The organism is Nocardia sp. NPDC051911, from assembly GCF_040681035.1.
Lineage (GTDB): Bacteria > Actinomycetota > Actinomycetes > Mycobacteriales > Mycobacteriaceae > Nocardia > Nocardia sichangensis.
In genome coordinates, this window is record NZ_JBFAXY010000020.1 from 60419 (window position 1) to 77752 (window position 17334).

The 17334-nt window shown below is 69.0% G+C and carries 18 protein-coding genes and 1 pseudogene; 7 read left to right on the forward strand and 12 right to left on the reverse strand.

Annotated elements, in window-relative coordinates; translation table 11 throughout:
- Positions 1–165: 165 nt before the first annotated feature.
- The 3 genes from AB0L97_RS23730 to AB0L97_RS23740 are packed head-to-tail and all read right to left on the reverse strand — an operon-like array spanning position 166 to position 2166.
- Positions 166–972 (reverse strand): SDR family oxidoreductase, encoded by an 807-nt coding sequence (locus AB0L97_RS23730; RefSeq protein WP_364433131.1) that lies wholly within the window; start codon positions 970–972, stop codon positions 166–168.
- A 20-nt stretch (positions 973–992) separates the two neighbouring features.
- A complete protein-coding gene (locus AB0L97_RS23735) occupies positions 993–1631 on the reverse strand; it encodes an antibiotic biosynthesis monooxygenase (protein ID WP_364433134.1) in 639 nt (212 codons plus the stop codon).
- Positions 1632–1674: 43 nt separating this feature from the next.
- Complete coding sequence (locus AB0L97_RS23740) at positions 1675–2166, reverse strand: Lrp/AsnC family transcriptional regulator (protein ID WP_355073615.1); 492 nt, start codon at positions 2164–2166, stop codon at positions 1675–1677.
- Between the two features lie 148 nt (positions 2167–2314).
- Between AB0L97_RS23740 and pdhA the strand changes: the two genes are divergently transcribed.
- Genes pdhA through AB0L97_RS23755 form a run of 3 tightly spaced genes read left to right on the forward strand, consistent with a single transcriptional unit; the run spans position 2315 to position 5909 of the window.
- On the forward strand, positions 2315–3427 hold the full coding sequence (pdhA, locus tag AB0L97_RS23745; protein WP_356969376.1) for a pyruvate dehydrogenase (acetyl-transferring) E1 component subunit alpha: 1113 nt from the start codon (positions 2315–2317) through the stop codon (positions 3425–3427).
- Positions 3424–4407 carry an alpha-ketoacid dehydrogenase subunit beta gene (locus tag AB0L97_RS23750; protein ID WP_355073611.1) on the forward strand — a complete coding sequence of 328 codons (984 nt, stop codon included), beginning with the start codon at positions 3424–3426 and terminating at the stop codon, positions 4405–4407. The genes pdhA and AB0L97_RS23750 overlap by 4 nt, the downstream gene beginning before the upstream one ends.
- A gap of 29 nt (positions 4408–4436) precedes the next feature.
- Positions 4437–5909: a dihydrolipoamide acetyltransferase family protein gene (locus AB0L97_RS23755; RefSeq protein ID WP_364433140.1), complete on the forward strand. Its 1473-nt coding sequence runs from the start codon at positions 4437–4439 to the stop codon at positions 5907–5909.
- A gap of 12 nt (positions 5910–5921) precedes the next feature.
- On the opposite strand, the gene AB0L97_RS23760 is transcribed toward AB0L97_RS23755, so the two are convergent.
- Both AB0L97_RS23760 and AB0L97_RS23765 read right to left on the reverse strand, forming a co-directional pair.
- Positions 5922–6344, reverse strand: coding sequence for a thioesterase family protein (locus tag AB0L97_RS23760; protein ID WP_364433143.1), 423 nt, complete (start codon positions 6342–6344; stop codon positions 5922–5924).
- Positions 6341–7294 carry an AraC family transcriptional regulator gene (locus AB0L97_RS23765; protein ID WP_364433146.1) on the reverse strand — a complete coding sequence of 318 codons (954 nt, stop codon included), beginning with the start codon at positions 7292–7294 and terminating at the stop codon, positions 6341–6343. The genes AB0L97_RS23760 and AB0L97_RS23765 overlap by 4 nt, the downstream gene beginning before the upstream one ends.
- Before the next feature lie 388 nt (positions 7295–7682).
- On the opposite strand from AB0L97_RS23765, the gene AB0L97_RS23770 reads away from it, so the two are divergent.
- Positions 7683–9035, forward strand: a complete 1353-nt coding sequence (locus AB0L97_RS23770) for an MFS transporter (RefSeq protein ID WP_364433149.1) — start codon at positions 7683–7685, stop codon at positions 9033–9035.
- A 20-nt stretch (positions 9036–9055) separates the two neighbouring features.
- Here AB0L97_RS23770 and AB0L97_RS23775 read toward each other — a convergent pair.
- The 6 genes and pseudogenes from AB0L97_RS23775 to AB0L97_RS23800 all read right to left on the reverse strand — a co-directional run.
- A pseudogene (locus AB0L97_RS23775) lies at positions 9056–9151 on the reverse strand (nitroreductase family deazaflavin-dependent oxidoreductase); the annotation flags it as partial.
- Between the two features lie 23 nt (positions 9152–9174).
- Positions 9175–9924, reverse strand: coding sequence for a hypothetical protein (locus AB0L97_RS23780; protein ID WP_356969366.1), 750 nt, complete (start codon positions 9922–9924; stop codon positions 9175–9177).
- Between the two features lie 159 nt (positions 9925–10083).
- Positions 10084–11232, reverse strand: coding sequence for a DUF5925 domain-containing protein (locus AB0L97_RS23785; RefSeq protein WP_364433154.1), 1149 nt, complete (start codon positions 11230–11232; stop codon positions 10084–10086).
- 100 nt (positions 11233–11332) lie between these two features.
- On the reverse strand, positions 11333–12745 hold the full coding sequence (locus tag AB0L97_RS23790; protein WP_364433325.1) for an NAD(P)(+) transhydrogenase (Re/Si-specific) subunit beta: 1413 nt from the start codon (positions 12743–12745) through the stop codon (positions 11333–11335).
- 17 nt (positions 12746–12762) lie between these two features.
- Positions 12763–13077, reverse strand: coding sequence for an NAD(P) transhydrogenase subunit alpha (locus AB0L97_RS23795; protein WP_063023007.1), 315 nt, complete (start codon positions 13075–13077; stop codon positions 12763–12765).
- Positions 13077–14270, reverse strand: coding sequence for a Re/Si-specific NAD(P)(+) transhydrogenase subunit alpha (locus AB0L97_RS23800; RefSeq protein WP_364433158.1), 1194 nt, complete (start codon positions 14268–14270; stop codon positions 13077–13079). Before AB0L97_RS23800 ends, AB0L97_RS23795 begins: the two co-directional genes overlap by 1 nt.
- Before the next feature lie 406 nt (positions 14271–14676).
- On the opposite strand from AB0L97_RS23800, the gene AB0L97_RS23805 reads away from it, so the two are divergent.
- The 3 genes from AB0L97_RS23805 to AB0L97_RS23815 are packed head-to-tail and all read left to right on the forward strand — an operon-like array spanning position 14677 to position 16632.
- On the forward strand, positions 14677–15138 hold the full coding sequence (locus tag AB0L97_RS23805) for an HIT family protein (RefSeq protein ID WP_355073595.1): 462 nt from the start codon (positions 14677–14679) through the stop codon (positions 15136–15138).
- The gene (locus AB0L97_RS23810; protein WP_356964585.1) at positions 15135–15971 is read left to right on the forward strand and encodes a maleylpyruvate isomerase family mycothiol-dependent enzyme; all 837 of its coding nucleotides are present in this window, start codon (positions 15135–15137) and stop codon (positions 15969–15971) included. Before AB0L97_RS23805 ends, AB0L97_RS23810 begins: the two co-directional genes overlap by 4 nt.
- 7 nt (positions 15972–15978) lie before the next feature.
- Entirely contained in the window at positions 15979–16632 is a 654-nt protein-coding gene (locus AB0L97_RS23815) for a Type 1 glutamine amidotransferase-like domain-containing protein (protein WP_364433163.1), read from the forward strand.
- A 174-nt stretch (positions 16633–16806) separates the two neighbouring features.
- On the opposite strand, the gene AB0L97_RS23820 is transcribed toward AB0L97_RS23815, so the two are convergent.
- Entirely contained in the window at positions 16807–17316 is a 510-nt protein-coding gene (locus tag AB0L97_RS23820) for a GtrA family protein (protein WP_364433166.1), read from the reverse strand.
- Positions 17317–17334: the final 18 nt, after the last annotated feature.

The following is a 17334-nucleotide window of genomic DNA, read 5'->3' on the forward strand; positions in this document are numbered from 1 at the left end:
GCCGGGCCGAGCGAAGGCGAGGCAGCTGCACAAAAGGCGCAGCCGGACGCAGTCCGTCCACAGCCCGCACCGGGCCGAGCGAAGGCGAGGCAGCTGCACAAAAGGCGCAGCCGGACGCAGTCCGTCCACAGCCCGCACCGGGCCGAGCGAAGGCGAGGCAGCTGCTCAGGCCTGGAGCGCGGCCTGGAAGCGCCGCATGCCGTCGATCCAGCGGTCGTAGTCGGAGCCCTTGTGGCGGTACATCTTCAGCACCTCGGGGTGGGGCAGGATCAGGAAGTGCTCGTCGGTCACCCCGGCGAGCACGATCTCGGCGACCTCCTCCGGGGACAGCACCTCGCCCGCGCTGGTGACGGCCTTCACCGCGAGTTCCGCCTCGGCGGCGTGCTCCGGCGGAACGAGGCCGCCGCGCAGCAGCCGCGTATCCACACCCATCGGGCACACGCAGCTCACCCGCACTCCGCGGTCGCCGTAGGTGACCGACAGCCATTCCGCGAAACCGACGGCCGCGTGCTTGGACACCGCGTAGGGGGCCGAGCCGAGCTGGGTGAGCAGCCCTGCCGCCGACGCCGTGCCGACGAAATAACCACCACCACGGGACAGCCACCCGGGGACGAGCAGCCGCGCGGCGCGGACGTGGGCCATCACGTTGACCTCGAGCGCCGCCGCCCATTGCTCGTCGGTGCTGTCCAGACCCGCGCCGCCGCCGATGCCCGCGTTCGCGAAGTACAGGTCGACCGGCCCGAACTGCGCCTCGGCGCGCTCGATCAACGCGCGGATCACCGCCTCGTCGGCCACGTCCCCGCCGACGGCGACGGCATCCGCCCCGAGAGACTCCGCGACCCGCGCCGCGCTCGCACCGTCGAGGTCGGCGAGTACCACGCGCGCACCGGCGGCGACGAGCCGGGCGGCCAATGCCGCCCCGATCCCCGCGCCCGCCCCCGTGACAATGGCAACTTTGCCCGAAATCTCCATCCCCGCACCCTAACGGGACATCACCGGTCTTCCGCCGGGAAGTCCGCGACCACCTCGTAGAGCTGCGGGTGTGCGGTGGCGAACCCGGGCGCGGCGGCGAGCCGCCGCTGAAACGCCGGATTCTCCGTCGCGCTGCGCCACGCGGCGGCGCTGTCCCAGTGCGCCACGTTCACCGCCGTGTACCGCGCGGCGGGGTCGAGCGCACGGTGCAGGCGATTGTCGCGGAAGCCGGGGGCCGCGCTCATCAGCTCGGCCCTGGTTCGCCAGTGGGCCAGGAATTCCTCGAAGTGTTCGGCGGGCAGTTCGAAGACGTTGACGAAGGTGATGCCGGGTCCGTCCGAGTGCACAGCGGAGCGATATTCGGCGGCGACCCGGTACTCGCTGCCGACGACCTCGGCCTTGGCACCGGCGGCTCGGGCCGACGCGCGGAACGCGGAGTCGCGCAGCGCCGCGTCCCTGGCGGCGACGCTGTCCCACTCCGCAACCATGACCAACGGCAGCGGCGCGTCGGCGGAGGTCGCGCGGTGCATACGGGCGGAACGGAAGCCCGGTGCCCGGCTGACCTTACCGGCGCGCTCGCGCCACTGCGCGATGTACTCGTTCGCCCCGTCGAGCGGCAGCCGGATGGTATCGATCACGGTCATTCCGTCATGCGTCATGCCGCCATCCTGAAACCTCGATCGCACTCGAGGTCAAGGATATTCAGCCCGATTTCGCCAAGCGGTCGAGCAATGGGGCGGTACGCGGACCGACCAGCTCGCGCATCACCAGCGCCATGTTCGTCCGCTCGACGCCGGGGATCTTGAGGATCTGCCCGGCGATGCGATACAGGTCGTCGGCGTCCTGCGCGACCACCCGCACGGTGAGATCGGTGAGTCCGGTCATGCCGCACACCTCGGTCACCTCGGGCACCTCGGCCAGTTCGTCCACCACCGAATCCAGCCGGTGCTGGTCCACGACGACCGCGACGAACGCCGCGAGCGGATAGCCGAGCGCGCGCGGCTCGACGCGCCGCTCGAAGCTGCCCAGCACGCCACCGGCCTCCCAGCGGGACAATCGAGCCTGCACGGTGTTGCGGGACAGGCCGAGCCGAGTAGCCAGCTCGACACCTGTCGCCCGGGGATTGGCGACCAGTTCCAATAACAGCCTGGCGTCGGTGGCGTCCAGGCTCACGCCGGCGGTTTCTCTGGTCATACCACGCAGTATGACACCACCGTGTGGGTCGCAATTGAGCATTCTGCCCATCCGACGGCCGACCACTTGCGCAGTTCGCATTCGGGTGGATGCTGTGAGATAGGACACAATCCGACCTGTCGAACACCTGGCGAGGAGGCGATCACTCATGCCGGGCAAATCCGAGTATCCGGTGCAACTGGTACAGCCGGACGGCCGTCGCGTCCTCGATCGCGAGCACGCCGCGCTGGTCGCCGACATCGGGCCGGACGACCTGCGGGCGCTGTACGAGGACATGGTGGTGGCCCGTCGGATCGACATCGAGGCCACCGCGCTGCAACGGCAAGGTCAGCTCGGCCTGTGGGCGCCCATGCTCGGGCAGGAGGCCGCCCAGGTCGGCTCCGCGCACGCGCTGCATCCCGACGACTACGTGTTCTGCAGCTACCGCGAAACGGCGGTCGCCTACTGCCGTGGCGTGCCGCCCACCGATCTCACCCGGCTGTGGCGCGGCGCCGCCCATCATTGCTGGGATCCGCACGCGGTGAACATGACCAACCCCAACATCGTCGTCGGCTCCCAAGGGCTGCACGCCACCGGCTACGCGTTCGCGGCGCACATGGACGGCGCGGAGACAGCCACCATCGCCTACTTCGGCGACGGCGCCAGCAGCCAGGGCGATCTGGCCGAAGCGCTCGGGTTCGCCGCGACCTGGAGCGCGCCCGTGGTGTTCTTCTGCCAGAACAACCAGTGGGCGATCAGCGCACCGGTGCGGGTGCAGAGCGCGACGCCGATCGCCCGCCGCGCGTACGGCTACGGCATGCCGGGCAGGCAGGTCGACGGCAACGACGTGCTCGCCGTCCTCGCCGTGACCAGGCAGGCGATCGCCAGGGCGCGCACCGGCGGCGGCCCGTCGTTCATCGAGGCGCTCACCTACCGGATGGGTCCGCACACCACGGCGGACGATCCCACCCGCTACCGTTCGGCCGCCGAGACCGAGCAATGGGCGCGGCGCGATCCGATCGACCGTATCCGCAGGTTGCTCGAGCGCGAGGGCCACTGGGACGACGCGTTCGGCACGCGGGTTGCCCAGCGGTCGGACGAGATGGCGGCAGTGGTGCGCCGCGCGACCATCGACATGCCCGATCCCGCGCCGAGCGAACTGTTCGAGCACGTCTACACCACCCCGCATCCGCTGATCACCGAACAGCGGAGGGCGTACGCGGAGTACCTGGCCGGCGATCCCGGCGGGCCCTCCGCACGAGGAGAAGGAGTCCCGCGATGATCACCACCTTCGCCGCCGCGCTCAACACCGGCCTGCGCCGCGCGCTGGAGGACGATCCGAAGGTCTTGCTGATGGGCGAGGACATCGGGCGCCTCGGCGGAGTGTTCCGGGTGACCGACACGTTGCAGAAGGACTTCGGCGACAATCGCGTCATCGATACGCCGCTGGCCGAATCCGGCATCATCGGAACGGCTTTCGGCATGGCGCTGCGCGGCTACCGGCCGGTGTGCGAGATCCAGTTCGACGGATTCGTCTATCCCGCGTTCGACCAGATCGTCTCGCACGTGGCCAAGATCAACTACCGCACCCAGGGAAAGGTCAACGCGCCGTTGACCATTCGCATCCCGTTCGGCGGCGGCATCGGTTCGGTCGAGCACCACTCCGAATCACCCGAGGCGTATTTCGCGCACACCGCCGGGCTGCGCGTCGTGACACCGAGCAACCCGGCCGACGCGTACTCGATGATTCGCGCGGCGATCGCGCTGAACGATCCGGTGATCTTCTTCGAACCCAAACGCAGGTACTGGGACAAGGCCGACGTCGATTTCGCCGCGCTCGACCGCGACGGCGGCCTGCCGCTGGATCGCGCGCGCGTGTGCACGACAGGCGCGGACGCGACCGTCGTCGCCTACGGCGGGACCGTGGCGACCGCGCTGACGGCCGCGAAGATCGCCGCGCGGGAGGGACACGCACTCGAGGTGATCGACCTGCGCAGCCTCTCGCCGATCGACTTCGACACCGTCGAGGAGTCGGTCGCGAAGACCGGGCGGCTGATCGTCACGCACGAGGCGCCGGTATTCGCCGGGCTCGGCGCGGAGATCGCCGCCCGCGTCACCGAGCGCTGCTTCTATCACCTGGAAGCGCCCGTGTTGCGCGTCGGCGGATTCGACATCCCCTACCCCCCGGCTAAGCTCGAGAAGCACCATCTGCCCGACCCCGACCGCATTCTCGACGCGGTCGACCGTTCCCTCGCCGCGTGAGGCGGGCTCGTCGTAGTGAGAGGTGCCGCGTGGAAAACTCGGTCGGCCATGATCTTCCGGCGTCCGTGCTGGAATTCCGGCTGCCGGACCTCGGCGAAGGGCTGACCGACGCCGAACTGGTGTCGTGGGCGGTGGCCGAGGGCGACACGGTCGAGCTGAACCAGGCCATCGCCGACGTGGAGACGGCCAAGGCGGTCGTCTCGTTACCGTCGCCGTTCGCGGGCCGCGTGGTCGAATTGCTGGCGCGGCCGGGTGACACCGTCGCGGTCGGGTCGCCGCTCATTCGGATACAGGCGGCCGGAGCGGAAGAGACGCCGAGCGACACGGGGCGCACGTCGGTCCTGGTCGGCTACGGCCCTGAGGCGGAGGCGACGTCTCGGCGGCGTCCTCCCGCACAGCCCGGCGTTTCGCGGTCCGACGACGCCGACAGCCAGGCAGAGGCGCAGGGCGTTTCGCGGACCGACCACGCGGACAGCCAGGCAGAGGCACCCGCCGTCTCACGGACCGACCACGCGGACAGCCAGGCAGAGGCACCCGCCGTCGCACGGTACGACGGCACGGAGAGCCTGGTGGAGGAGGTTCACGAACAGCCACCGGGCACCGTACTCGGCGCGCCGCGGGCGGCGGCGACACCCGCCGCGCGGAAACTGGCTCGCGAACTCGGCCTGGACCTGTGGTTCATCGCGGGTTCCGGCCCAGGCGGCGCGGTCACCGTCGAGGACGTGCGCGGCGCGGTGCCAGTCTCGCAGCCGCGTCCGGCCACCGCGCCCGCCGTCGCGGACGCCGGAGCGCGCCCGTCCGCCCGCGAGGAGCGCACCCCGGTCAGCGGCATCCGCAAACGCACCGCGGCGGCGATGCTGACCAGCGCGCGCACCATCCCGCAGGCCAGCACGTTCGTCACCGCGGACTGCACCGCCTCGATGGAACTACTCGATCATCTACGCAGTACGAAATCCTTCGCGGGCCTGGCCTTGACGCCGCTGCCGCTCGTCGCCGAGGCGGCGCTCGCCGCGCTCGCCGACTTCCCCGGCATGAACGCCTGCTGGGACGAAGCGGCTCAGGAAATCGTCACCAAGCACTACGTCAACCTGGGTATCGCGGTGGCCACCGAGCGCGGGCTGCTGGTACCGAACATCAAAGAGGCGCAGACCCTGAGCCTGCGCGACCTGACCCGCGAGATCGGCTGGCTGGCCGACACCGCGCGCGCGGGCAGCGCGACGCCCGCCGAGCTGCGCGGCGGCACGTTCACCATCACCAACGTCGGCGTCTTCGGCGTGGACGCCGGAGTCCCGCTGGTCAATCCGGGCGAGGCCGCCATCCTGTGTCTCGGCTCGATTCGCAAGCGGCCGTGGGTGGTGCGCGACGAGATCGCGATCCGGTGGGTGACCACCCTGGGCGTCAGCTTCGACCATCGCATGGTCGACGGCGAACTCGCCGCCCGCTTCCTGGCCACTGTCGCGGGATTCCTGGAGGACCCGCTCACCTTGCTCAGCCGCGTGTGACGCGCCCGCCGGTCAGTCCGTGACGAGCTCCGCCGCGGCGGTGCGGATGACCTCCGGGATCTCGACCGGCTTGCGGGTCTCGGCGTCCACGTAGACGTGCACGAAGACACCGGTGGCGGCCAGTTCCAACGCGCCGTCGGCCTCGCGGAAGATGGCCAGGTCGTAGGTGATGCTGGAGCGGCCGAGCCGGGAGACGCGCAGGCCGACCCGCAACTGATCCGGGAAGCTGATCGAGCCGAGGTACTGGCAGGAGGTCTGCGCGACCACGCCGAGCGCGGGCAGGTCACGGATGTCGGTTCCGGTGGCGTGCATCAACCATGCGTTGACCGCGGTGTCGAAGTACGAGTAGTAGGTCACGTTGTTCACGTGCCCGTAGTGGTCGTTGTCGGCCCACCGGGTCGGCACCGGCCAGAGCACCGGATACTGCTGCGTCACCCGGCCGACGATAGCTCAGTGGCGGTCACGCCCAACCGGTGGTCGCGCGGGGAGATCCCGAAGTGCCGTTTGAACGCGGTGCTCAGCGCGAAGGCGCTGCCGTATCCGACCTGACGGGCGATGGCCTCGATGGTGGCATCGGATTCCTGCAACAGGTCCGCGGCCAGCGCCAGCCGCCATTCGGTGAGGAACGCCATCGGCGGCTCACCCACCAGATCGGTGAACCGGCGCGCCAGCGCGGCCCGCGACATCCCCACCGCCTCGGCCAGGCCTGCGACCGTCCATCCGTGCGCCGGATTGTGCTGCAACAGGCGCAGAGCCTTGCCGACCAGCGGGTCACCGTAGGCGTGGTACCAGCCGGGCGCGTCGGCGCGGGAGAACCAGGCGCGCAACGCGGCGATCAGCACCAGATCCAGCAGGCGGTCCAGCACCGCGCTCTGCGCGGGCTCGTCCTTGATCACCTCGTCGACCAGTAGGTCGAGCACCCGACTGTCGAACTCGCCGCGCCGCAAAACCAGCACCGGCGGGAGCGCGCGCAGCAGGCGACGGCTGGCCGCGCCCGCGGACTCATAGGTTCCGGTGACCATCAAGGTCGCGCCGTCCGGGTCGGTTCCCCACTGCCGGACGCCGAGGCTCAGTGTCTCGCAGAGGACTTCACCCTGCGGCGTCTTCGTCACCTGACCGGGATAAATGATGATCTGCGGTTCGGTCGCCGGGTCGTCGGCCACCGTGTACGGCGCGGGCCCACGGAAGATCGCGACGTCCCCCGCGCCGAGCTGCCGCGGCGCGCCCTCGTCGGTGACGATCCACGCGCCGCCGCGAATCATCGACAGCACGGTGAGCGGAGCCTCGTCCTGGATACGCAGCGACCACGGCGGATCCAGCAGCGAACACATCAGGAACGCGCCGCGAGCGCGAGGGCCTTCGAGCAGACTGGCGAGCGCATCCACCCGTCCACAGTAGACGATCACGCATGGTCACAGGCCGGTGCGCCAGGTTCCGTCTCGACTGCGCCGGATATTCCGGGCTACCCGCCGCCATGGCGTGCCTGTTCGGCACCGGTGCTCGACGGTCGCAACGCCGAGCCCGCCGAGGTAGTGCGGCGCGCGCTCGGCCGGAGCCCGAAGGATTTCGCCGACTACGTCATGGCGACGGCTGTCAGCGGAATCCGGAATGTCCCGGCATCGTGACGCGTTTCACATGGTGAAAAGGACTCGCTCGCGGACGTGACGCGCAGTGTCGAGCGTCCCGCACGGCCGCACGACCAGGTCAACGGCGCCCTGGGCCGGTTCCGCGAGCGAGTCCGGTCGGGGTGGGGATTTTCTCGGTACCGTCGAAATGGTGTTGAGCCCGACGGTCGATCGTCAGTTCCGTGTGGCGCGTGCCGCGGTATTCACGGTTTTCGCGTTGAACGGCTTCCTGCTCGCCATGTGGGTGGTGCACATTCCGGTCGTCACCGACCGCACTGGGGTCGCCAAATCGACGCTGGGCATGTTCATCCTGCTGATGTCGGGCGCGGGCATCGTCGGGATGCGACTGGCGGGTCCGCTCGCCGATCGGTTCGGCAGCAGGACATTGGTCGGCGCCGCGGCGTGCTTCGGGTCGGTCGCGGTGGTGGGCCCCGGCTTCGCCACCGGGCCGTTCACCTTGGCGCTCGCGCTGGCCTGCTTCGGTTTCGGCAACGGAGCGCTGGACGTGTCGATGAACACCCAAGCGGTGCATGTGGAACGGGCCTACCGGCGTCCGATCATGGCCGCCTTCCACGCGTTGTTCTCCGGCGGTGGACTGCTCGGGTCCCTGCTCGGAGCCGCCGCGCTCCGGGCGGGCTGGGATGTGCGGGTGACCCTGGTCGTCGCCGCGGTGGGCTGCGTCGCTCTGGTCCTGACGCTGGTGCCGCGTTTGCTGCGGGAGACGGCATCGGAAACGGCGGAGTCCCCCGGCGTCGCCTCGTCCGTCCACGCGACCGAATTCGGCGCCGCACCACTGGAACACGACGCGACGGTGTCGCTGCGTCAGGGCGATTCGTCCGGGCACGACGTCATGCCGACAGGGACCGATGCGGCGTCCACCGCACAGTCGCCGGACCGGCTCGACCGAGACCGATCATCGCGCGCTCCCGCCACGACCTCCCTCGATACTCGCGCTCGCGGCCGAAAGGTGCTCGCGCTGGCCGTGCTCGCCTTTTCCCTGCTCTTGGCCGAAGGCGTGGCCGCCGACTGGAGCGCACTGCAGCTGCGCGACCATCTGGCCGCCGACGCCGCTACCGCGGCCCTGGCCTTCGGCGCCTTCTCCACCACGATGACGGTCGGGCGGTTCGCCACCGACCGGGTCAGCCACGTCTTCGGCGGGGTCGCGGTGGTGCGCTACGGCTCGCTCCTCGCGGCCATCGGCCTGGCCGTGATCGTCGTCTCGCCGTGGATTCCGCTGACGCTGCTCGGCTGGGCCTTGACCGGCCTCGGACTCGCCGGGGGCATCCCGCAGATCTTCAGCGCGGCGGGGAATCTGGGCTCCCGCACGGCCGCGACCGACATGTCACGGGTGTTCAGCGTCGGCTACCTCGGCTTGCTCGCCGGGCCCACGGTCATCGGCTGGCTCACCGCCGTGATGTCGCTGACCACGGCGATGGTCGTGCCGATCCTCGCCGTACTGCTGTGCTGCGCGTACGCGAGCGTCGTCGCCACGCCACGCTGACCGGATCACGAAGTCCAGGCTCCGCCGAACAGGAAGCCGAGCCGAGCCCGGAACACGGCGATCGGCGCGCGCACGAACCATCTGGTCCGCAGCAAACGCGCGCCGATGCTCGTCATCGTTTCCAAGCTAGCCCCAACCGCTACTTGGGCGGCACCAGGCACATGGTGATCGGCTCGGGCTTGGGGTAGACGATGGTGTCGTTCTCGGTCGCCTTCGCTCCGCACGCGGACTTGTCCGCGGTGCCCCGCACGATCCGGCCGATCTTGAAGTCCGCCGTCGACCCGCAGGCCACCTTGGTGCTGGCGCCGAGGAAACCGCCGTCGATGCAGTCGCCCTCCTTTACGTTCAGCCGCAGGCATAGCGTGTACTCGTCGCCGCCGGTCTGGTAGTAGCTGGCGTAATCCTTGGTGGCGCAGTCCGCGTTCGCCCCGTCGAGCCGTTGCGCCACCACGTAATTGGCTTCGGCGTCGGAGCATTCCTTGGTTTCGAACTCGGCCTTGACGGTGGTGCCCGACAGCTTCGCGCACTGACCGATCTCGATCTTCTCGCCGTCCGAGCGGAACACGGTGCGAGCGCCCACGATCAGCAACCCGATCACCAGGACGACGCCGAGTATGCCGAGGATCTTGCCGATGCCGCTCCCGCCCCGATTCTGTCGGGGCGGGGGTCCGGGCGGCGGGAACCCGCCGCCGGGGTAACCCGGCTGCGGCGGGAAACCACCCTGCGGCGGGTAGCCCGGCTGCGGCTGACCGGGATAGCCGGGCTGGGGATAACCCTGCGGCTGACCGGGATTTCCCGGCTGGCCCGGAAAGCCCTGCGGCGCACCGGCAGGCGGCTGCTGCGGATAGCCGGGCTGGCCTGGATACGGTTGATTCGGTGGTGTGGTCATGGATCCCCTCCCCGGGTCTCGCTAGATTCCGTGTGCACAGAAGCGACGGGCGAACCCATGGAATCTAGCCGATCGGTGCGCGTACCGCCGTGTGGGATACCGCCCGGTTCGCCGCACCGAGTCGCCAACCGGCGCAAAGGCTTCGGTTCGCCAGAGTTCTCACAGGTACAGCCCTGGGTTCACCGCGTCCACAGCGACGGCATCGATCCGTGCCTCGCCGTCGCGCGCCGAGACGAGTTCGGCCAAACTCGCGCCGTCCGGAAACGCGGTGGCCGCGCCCGGCCGCTCGCGATCCAGCCAAGCCGCCGCCTCGCCGGAGGACAGCCGCCCGATCTCGATCCGCGCCAGGCACCGGCCCGGCCGCGTCACCGCCGGATGCAGGCGGGACAGATCCTCGTTGGTGGTGATGGCGACGAGCACGTCCCTGCCCTGGCCGAGCATGCCGTCGGTGAGGTTCAGCAACCGCGAGAGACCCTGCCCGGCAGCTTCCTTCGCTTCTCCGCGTATCAACTCGTCGCAGTCTTCCAGCACCAGCATCCGCCAGCGGGGCACGCCCTCCTCGGCGTTGTCCACACCGGCGGCCACCTCCATCAGATAGCCGGGCTTGCCGAACATCACCTCGGGATCGAGCACGCAGTCGAGCTGGCACCAGCCGCCCCAGGCCCGTGCCAGTGCGCGCAGCGCGGTGGTCTTGCCGGTGCCGGGCGGTCCGTGCAGCAGCACCAGTCTGCCGCGTACGTCGTCGGCGGTGAGCGTCATCAGGCGGTCCAGCGCGGTGGCGACCTGCCCCGCGTAGTTGCCACGGATCGTCGACCACTCGGGCGCCGTGATCGAGCGCGCACGCCGCTGCGGACCGTGGTTGTGCATGTGCCAGAAGCCCATTTCGACGGTCTCGCCCACCTCCGGCGGCGCCGCCGCGTCCCGGATGGCCTCGGCGAGCAACTCGTCCGCGAGCGCGTCGGTGACGGCGGTGACCTCGACCATCGCCGAGCCGCCCGACCAGCGCACGGACCGCAGCGACCAGCCGGGGCCCACGACCAGCGCGGCCCCGCTGTCGTTGTCGCGTACGGTGCGCACCACGCGGCCGCGGGCGGGACGCAACGGTGCGTCCGGTCGCACCCGTTCCAGCTGCGCGGTGCGCGCGCATGGATGATCGCCGCGCAGGAACGGACCGAGCGCGAGGGCATCGATCGCGTCGCGGATGGAGTAGGTGGAATCGACTACGACGGTCCACGGCAGCCGCTCGGCCGGATCGGCCGAGGGCTCCCCGGGACCGATCAACCGAAGAGACTCATGACGTGCGGACACTTCGAGAATGATCCGGGGCGGCGGGGCACGGTGTCCATCGAATTACGACAGTGCCCCCTCCACACCACAGCGGAGGGGGCACTGCGCGGAAACGCTTGGCCTACAAGGCCTTGAGTTCTTCGGTGACTGCTCCGACGGATTTCTTGGCGTCGCCGAACAGCATGGAGGTGTGGTCGGCGTAGAACAGCGGGTTGTCGATTCCGGCGAAGCCGGAGTTCATCGAGCGCTTGAGCACGATCACCGACTTGGCCTGGTCGACGTTGAGCACGGGCATGCCGTAGATCGGGCTCGAGGAGTCCTCACGGGCGGCCGGGTTGGTGACGTCGTTGGCGCCGATCACCAGGGCGACGTCGGTGCGATTGAATTCGCCGTTGATGTCGTCCATTTCCTTGAGCGCGTCATAGGACACTTCCGCCTCGGCCAACAGCACGTTCATGTGGCCGGGCATGCGACCGGCGACCGGGTGGATGGCGTATTTGACCTCCACACCCTTGGCCTCCAGCAGCGAAGCCATCTCCTTGACCGCGTGCTGCGCCTGCGCGACCGCCATACCGTAGCCGGGGACCACGATCACCTGGTTGGCGTACGCCATCTGGATCGCGGCGTCCGCGGCGGAGGTGGCCTTGGCCTGCTTCTGCTCACCATCACCGGCGCCCGGCGCGGTCCCGCCGCCACCGAAGCCGCCCGCGACGATCGCCGGAATGGACCGGTTCATCGCCTTGGCCATCAGGTTGGTCAGGATGGTGCCCGACGCGCCGACGATCATGCCCGCCACGATCATCGCGGTGTTGTTCAACGCCAAACCCGCCGCGGCGGCCGACAGACCGGTCAACGCGTTCAGCAGCGAGATCACCACCGGCATGTCCGCGCCACCGATCGGCAGCACGACCATCAACCCCAGCACACCCGCGAGCACCAGCACCGCGATCATCCACAGCTGCGACACCCCCTCACCCGTGGCGCCGACACCGATCACCACCGCCGCGGCCACCGCACCCAGCAGCAACAACAAGTTCAACGGTTGCTGCAACTTCCCGATCCCGATCGGGCGGCCGGGCAGGATCTCCTGCAACTTGCCGAACGCGATCAACGAACCCCAGAACGACACCGAACCGATGATCGCCGCGAGCAGCGACCCGATCACGATGTGCACCGTCGGCTCCTCGTCGAAATGCGAGAAACCCTGGGAGTTGATGAATTCCGACCACGCGATGAGCGCGACCGTGCCACCACCGACACCGTTGAACGCGGCCACCAGCTGCGGCATCGCGGTCATCTTCGTGTACTTCGCCGGCGGCACACCCAGCACGACGCCGACCACCAGACCGGCGACGATCAGAATCCAGTTGCTGGTGTGGCGGATCGAGATCAACGTCGCGATCACCGCGATCACCATGCCCACCGCGGCGATCAAGTTGCCGCGCACCGCGGTCTTCGGGCCGGTCAAACCCATCAGACCGTAGATGAACAGCGAGAACGCCACGATGTAGAGACCGTTGACCAGATAGGTCACGTTGTCGAAGGTATGCATCATTCACCGGCCTTCTGAGCAGCGGGCTTCTTGCTCTTGAACATGCCCAGCATGCGGTCGGTGACCACGAAACCACCGATGACGTTCAAGGTTCCGAACACCACCGCGACGAACAGGATGATCTGGGTCAGGATCGAGGGATCCTGCACGTTGCCCAAGGTGACCAGCGCACCGAGCACCACGATGCCGTGAATAGCGTTGGTGCCCGACATCAACGGCGTGTGCAACGTGTTCGGGACTTTGGAGATCACGGCGAAACCCACGAACCCCGACAACACCAGGATCGCGATATTCGCCAGAAGTTCGGTATACATCAGTTCTCCACCTTCGCCTCGGTCGGCTCCGACACAGCCGCTGCCTCGGCGGACTCCGCTGCCCCCGTCGCCTCGGGCGCGTCCGGCTCACGGGTGACGCAGGAATCCGCCAGCACCTGGTCGCTGAAGTCGGGCGCGAGCTTGCCGTCCACCAGCATCAACTCCAGCAACGCCGCGATGTTCTTCGAATACAACTCCGAAGCGTGCTCGGGCATGGTCGCGGGCAGATTCAACGGCGAGGCGATGGTCACCTCGTGCTTCACCACGACCTCACCCGGCTCGGTCAGCTCGCAGTTGCCGCCGGTCTCTCCCGCCAGGTCCACGATCACACTGCCGGGCTTCATACCCTCCACCGCGGCCGCGGTCACCAACCGGGGCGCGGGACGGCCCGGCACCAACGCGGTCGTGATCACCACGTCGAAGCCCTTGATCGCGTCCTCGAGCGCCTGCTGCTGCTTCGCCTTCTCCTCGTCGGTGAGCTCACGGGCGTACCCGCCCTCACCGGCGGCATCGATGCCCAGATCCAGCCACTGCGCACCCACCGACCGCACCTGATCGGCCACCTCGGGGCGCACGTCGTAACCGGTGGTCCGTCCGCCAAGACGCTTCGCGGTGGCCAGCGCTTGCAGACCGGCCACACCCACACCGAGCACCAGCACCGTCGCCGGCTTCACCGTGCCCGCCGCCGTGGTCAACATGGGGAAGAACCGCGTCGACTCCGACGCCGCCAGCAACACCGCCTTGTAACCCGCCACATTCGCCTGCGAGGACAACGCGTCCATCACCTGCGCACGCGAGATCCGCGGAATCGCCTCCACCGCGAACGCCTGCACCCCCGCCGACTTCAGCGCACCGATCTGATTCTCGGCATTGCGCGGCGCGAGGAAACCGATCAGCGTCTGCCCCGACGACAGCTTGCCCACCTCGGCGTCACTGGGCGGGGCGACCTTCACCACCACATCCGCCGACCACGGATCGCCGATCGACGCACCCGCCTCCACATAGGCTTCGTCGGGAATCAGCGCGCCTTTCCCGGCCCCGGGCTCGACGACAACTTCCACACCCTGTTTCACCAGGCTCGGAATGATTTTCGGCACCAAAGCGACACGTCGCTCGCCCGCGTTGGATTCGCGAACGACACCGACACGCGCGCCGCGCGGCGACAGATCGCCTACGCTCTGCGTTGTCTCCACTTGTCAGACTTCCTTCTCTTACTGAGCTTCAGGCAACGGGCAGACGACCGGACGATGTTACCGATGAGTAAGTTCGCCCAAATCTTCGCAACTGTACCTGGCCCGCCGTGAGCCTAGCTGAGATGCCCATCACACACGCCGGACGGATCGCGCTAGGACGCCGGAGTTCCTCGGTCGCCACCGAGGGAGCCGCCGACCGCCGAGCGGCGTCCACCGTTTTTCCTTTTCGCTGTGTGATCGTGGTCTCCGCAGGTGAACACGGCAAGACCGTACGGAGAAGTTCGTTACCAACCTCGAGGTTGGGCACCTGGTGGGACGCCCGGCCCACAGCGGCATAGTGACATGCGTCATGCCGATCGGCGATCCGGGGTGTTCCGCTCGGCTCGTACGCCGTATGGTCCAGCGTGTGAACGACTGCGTCTTCTGCCGCATCGTGGCAGGCGAGGCACCGGCGGCGAAAGTGTACGAGGACGACACGCTGTGCGCGTTTCTCGATGTCCGGCCGGTCGCCCGCGGGCACACGCTGGTCATACCGAAGCGGCACGCCGCCGAGTTGGAGGACCTCGACGCCGAGCTCGGTGCGCAGATCTTCCGGACCGGTCATCGGCTCGCCCTGGCCATCCGGCGCAGCCGCCTCGCCGCCGACGGCGCCAATCTGGTGCTCAACGACGGAACGGCGGCGTTCCAGACCGTCCCGCACGTCCACCTGCACGTGATCCCGCGCAGACACGGCGACACGCTGCGATTCGCGAAGGGCTTTCTCCTGCGCCGCCCGCACGATCCGATATCCACCGCCGCGGCCATCCGGGAAGGGATCGCGGCATTGGACAACGAGGGCACAAGCCCGGAAAAGGAAACCGAGGGATGACCGAGACGTTCGATCGGGCCACGCTGATCGACCTGCTGTCACGGCAGTGGGAGGCGATCGACGCGCTGGTCGCTCCGCTGGACGAGGATCGCTGGCGCACCCCGTCGTCGCTGCCGGGCTGGAGCGTGTTCGACGTCGTCGCCCACATCATCGGCACCGAATCCTTCCTGCTGGGTGACCGGCCGCCCGCGCACGACCCGACCAAGGCCAAGACCGACGTGCGCACGCTGCCCTACGTGCGCAACGAGACCGCGGTGCTCAACGAGATCTGGGTCGACCGGCTGCGCCCGCTGTCCGGGGCCCGCCTGCTCGCGTTCTATCGCGACGTCATCGACCGCAGGCGCGCGGCGCTCGCGGCCATGGGCGACGCCGAATGGGAGAAGGAGACGGTCACGCCGATCGGGCAGGTGACCTACGGCAGGTTCATGCGGGTGCGGTTGTTCGACTGCTGGATGCACGAACTCGACATCGCCGACGCGCTCGGGGTGCGGGTCGAGGAAGGCGGTCCCCGCGGCGAATTGGCCTTCGACGAGTTCGCGGCCGGCATTCCGCGCGTGGTGGCGAAGAAGGGCGAAGCGCCGGAGGGCGCGCGGATCGCCTTCGCGCTGACCGGTCCGCTGGCCAGAACCCTGCGTATTCAGGTGGCGGGCCGGGCGAACTACGTGGACGCGTTCGACGGACCCGCCACCGTCGAGGTCGGCTTGGACTCTCGGCTTTTCGTGCGTCTCGGCGGCGGTCGGACCAGCGCCGAGGAGCATTCGAGCGAGATCACCGTCGAGGGCGACGACGAACTCGGGCAGCGCCTCGTCCGCCACCTGGCCTTCACCATCTGAGCCGCCGGTGCGACTGTTCCTGTCCAGCTACCGGTTCGGCGCGCACTACGACCGGCTCGTCACGCTCGCGGGGCCGCCCGGCCGGGTCGCGCTGATCCCCAATGCCTGCGACGCCTGGCCGCAGGCGTGGGCGGGTGCGGTGACCAGCGACCTGGCGCCGCTGCGCAAACTCGGCTACCAGCCCGAGGTGCTCGACCTGCGCGAGTACGTCGGCCGGGAAGCCGAGCTGGAACGGAAGCTGGCGGAGTTCCCGCTCGTGTGGGTGCGCGGCGGAAACACGTTCGTGTTGCGCGCGCAGTTCGCCCGCAGCGGCGCGGATCATGTTCTGCCCCGGCTACTCGCCGCCGACGCGCTCGTCTACGCCGGTTACAGCGCCGGGGCCTGCGTGCTGACCCCGGACCTGCACGGCCTGGATGCGGTGGACGATCCGGCCGAGGTCGCTCCCGCCTGCGGCGTCGAACCGCAGTGGGACGGACTGGGTCTGGTGAACCGCAGGATCGTGCCGCACATCGATTCGGCCACCGACCCCGAAGGCGACTGCACTCGCCTCGCGGCTCGCTACCGCGCCGAAGGCGTCGCGCACTGGGCGCTGACCGACGACGACGTGATCGTCGTCGACGGGGCGCGCACCGAAGTGCTGATCAGTCCGGTGGCGTCGTGATCTCCCGCCGCCGATGACCCCCAGCCGTTTTCCGACAGCCGAGCGGCGATCGACCTCGGCGATCGATGTCCGTCGATTCAGGGCGAGTCGTCCAGACCGGCGGCCACTCAGCCGGGTCGCGGCCTCCTCATAGCGCGATACAGGTGTCCGCAGCACATCTCCACCGCCGACACCTCACATCGCGTCGGGAGCCAGCTCCGGTTCCGGCTCGACCGCGCGGCGGAAGACCACCCAGCGCATGGCGCTGTACATGTAGACGGCCTCGCACGCGCCCGCCAGCAACCGGGACACGTGGTACTCCACGCCGAGCGCGGTGAGCCCGCTGCCGATGCCCAGGATGAACGCGAGGTAGTTGACCACCACCACCACGACGTACACCGCGGCCTGCCTGCCGACCGGCGCGTGGGAATGGAAGTTGAACGTGCGGTTGAGCACGAAGCTGAGCCCGAACGCGCACACGTATGCCACCGTCACCGACGACCACACCGGCAGTTCGAACCAGCCGTGCAGGACGGTGAGCAGCGCCAAGTCGGCGGCGAAGGTGCCGCTGTTGATCAGTGCGAAGCCGAGGAAGGTCGGCGGGACGAGACGGTTCAGCCCGAACGGCATCCGGTGCACGACCGACTCGCACCAGCGGGTGAACCGGTCGGCGATGGTGTCGGCGGTCTCGGACAGCTCGTGCACGCGACCAGCGTGCCAGCG

Coding starts and splice junctions, on each gene's coding strand:
- AB0L97_RS23730 (WP_364433131.1), bottom strand. CDS start 972: ATGGAGATTTCGGGCAAAGTTGCCATTGTCACGGGGGCGGGCGCGGGG.
- AB0L97_RS23735 (WP_364433134.1), bottom strand. CDS start 1,631: ATGACGCATGACGGAATGACCGTGATCGATACCATCCGGCTGCCGCTC.
- AB0L97_RS23740 (WP_355073615.1), bottom strand. CDS start 2,166: ATGACCAGAGAAACCGCCGGCGTGAGCCTGGACGCCACCGACGCCAGG.
- pdhA (WP_356969376.1), top strand. CDS start 2,315: ATGCCGGGCAAATCCGAGTATCCGGTGCAACTGGTACAGCCGGACGGC.
- AB0L97_RS23750 (WP_355073611.1), top strand. CDS start 3,424: ATGATCACCACCTTCGCCGCCGCGCTCAACACCGGCCTGCGCCGCGCG.
- AB0L97_RS23770 (WP_364433149.1), top strand. CDS start 7,683: ATGGTGTTGAGCCCGACGGTCGATCGTCAGTTCCGTGTGGCGCGTGCC.
- AB0L97_RS23780 (WP_356969366.1), bottom strand. CDS start 9,924: ATGACCACACCACCGAATCAACCGTATCCAGGCCAGCCCGGCTATCCG.
- AB0L97_RS23795 (WP_063023007.1), bottom strand. CDS start 13,077: ATGTATACCGAACTTCTGGCGAATATCGCGATCCTGGTGTTGTCGGGG.
- AB0L97_RS23810 (WP_356964585.1), top strand. CDS start 15,135: ATGACCGAGACGTTCGATCGGGCCACGCTGATCGACCTGCTGTCACGG.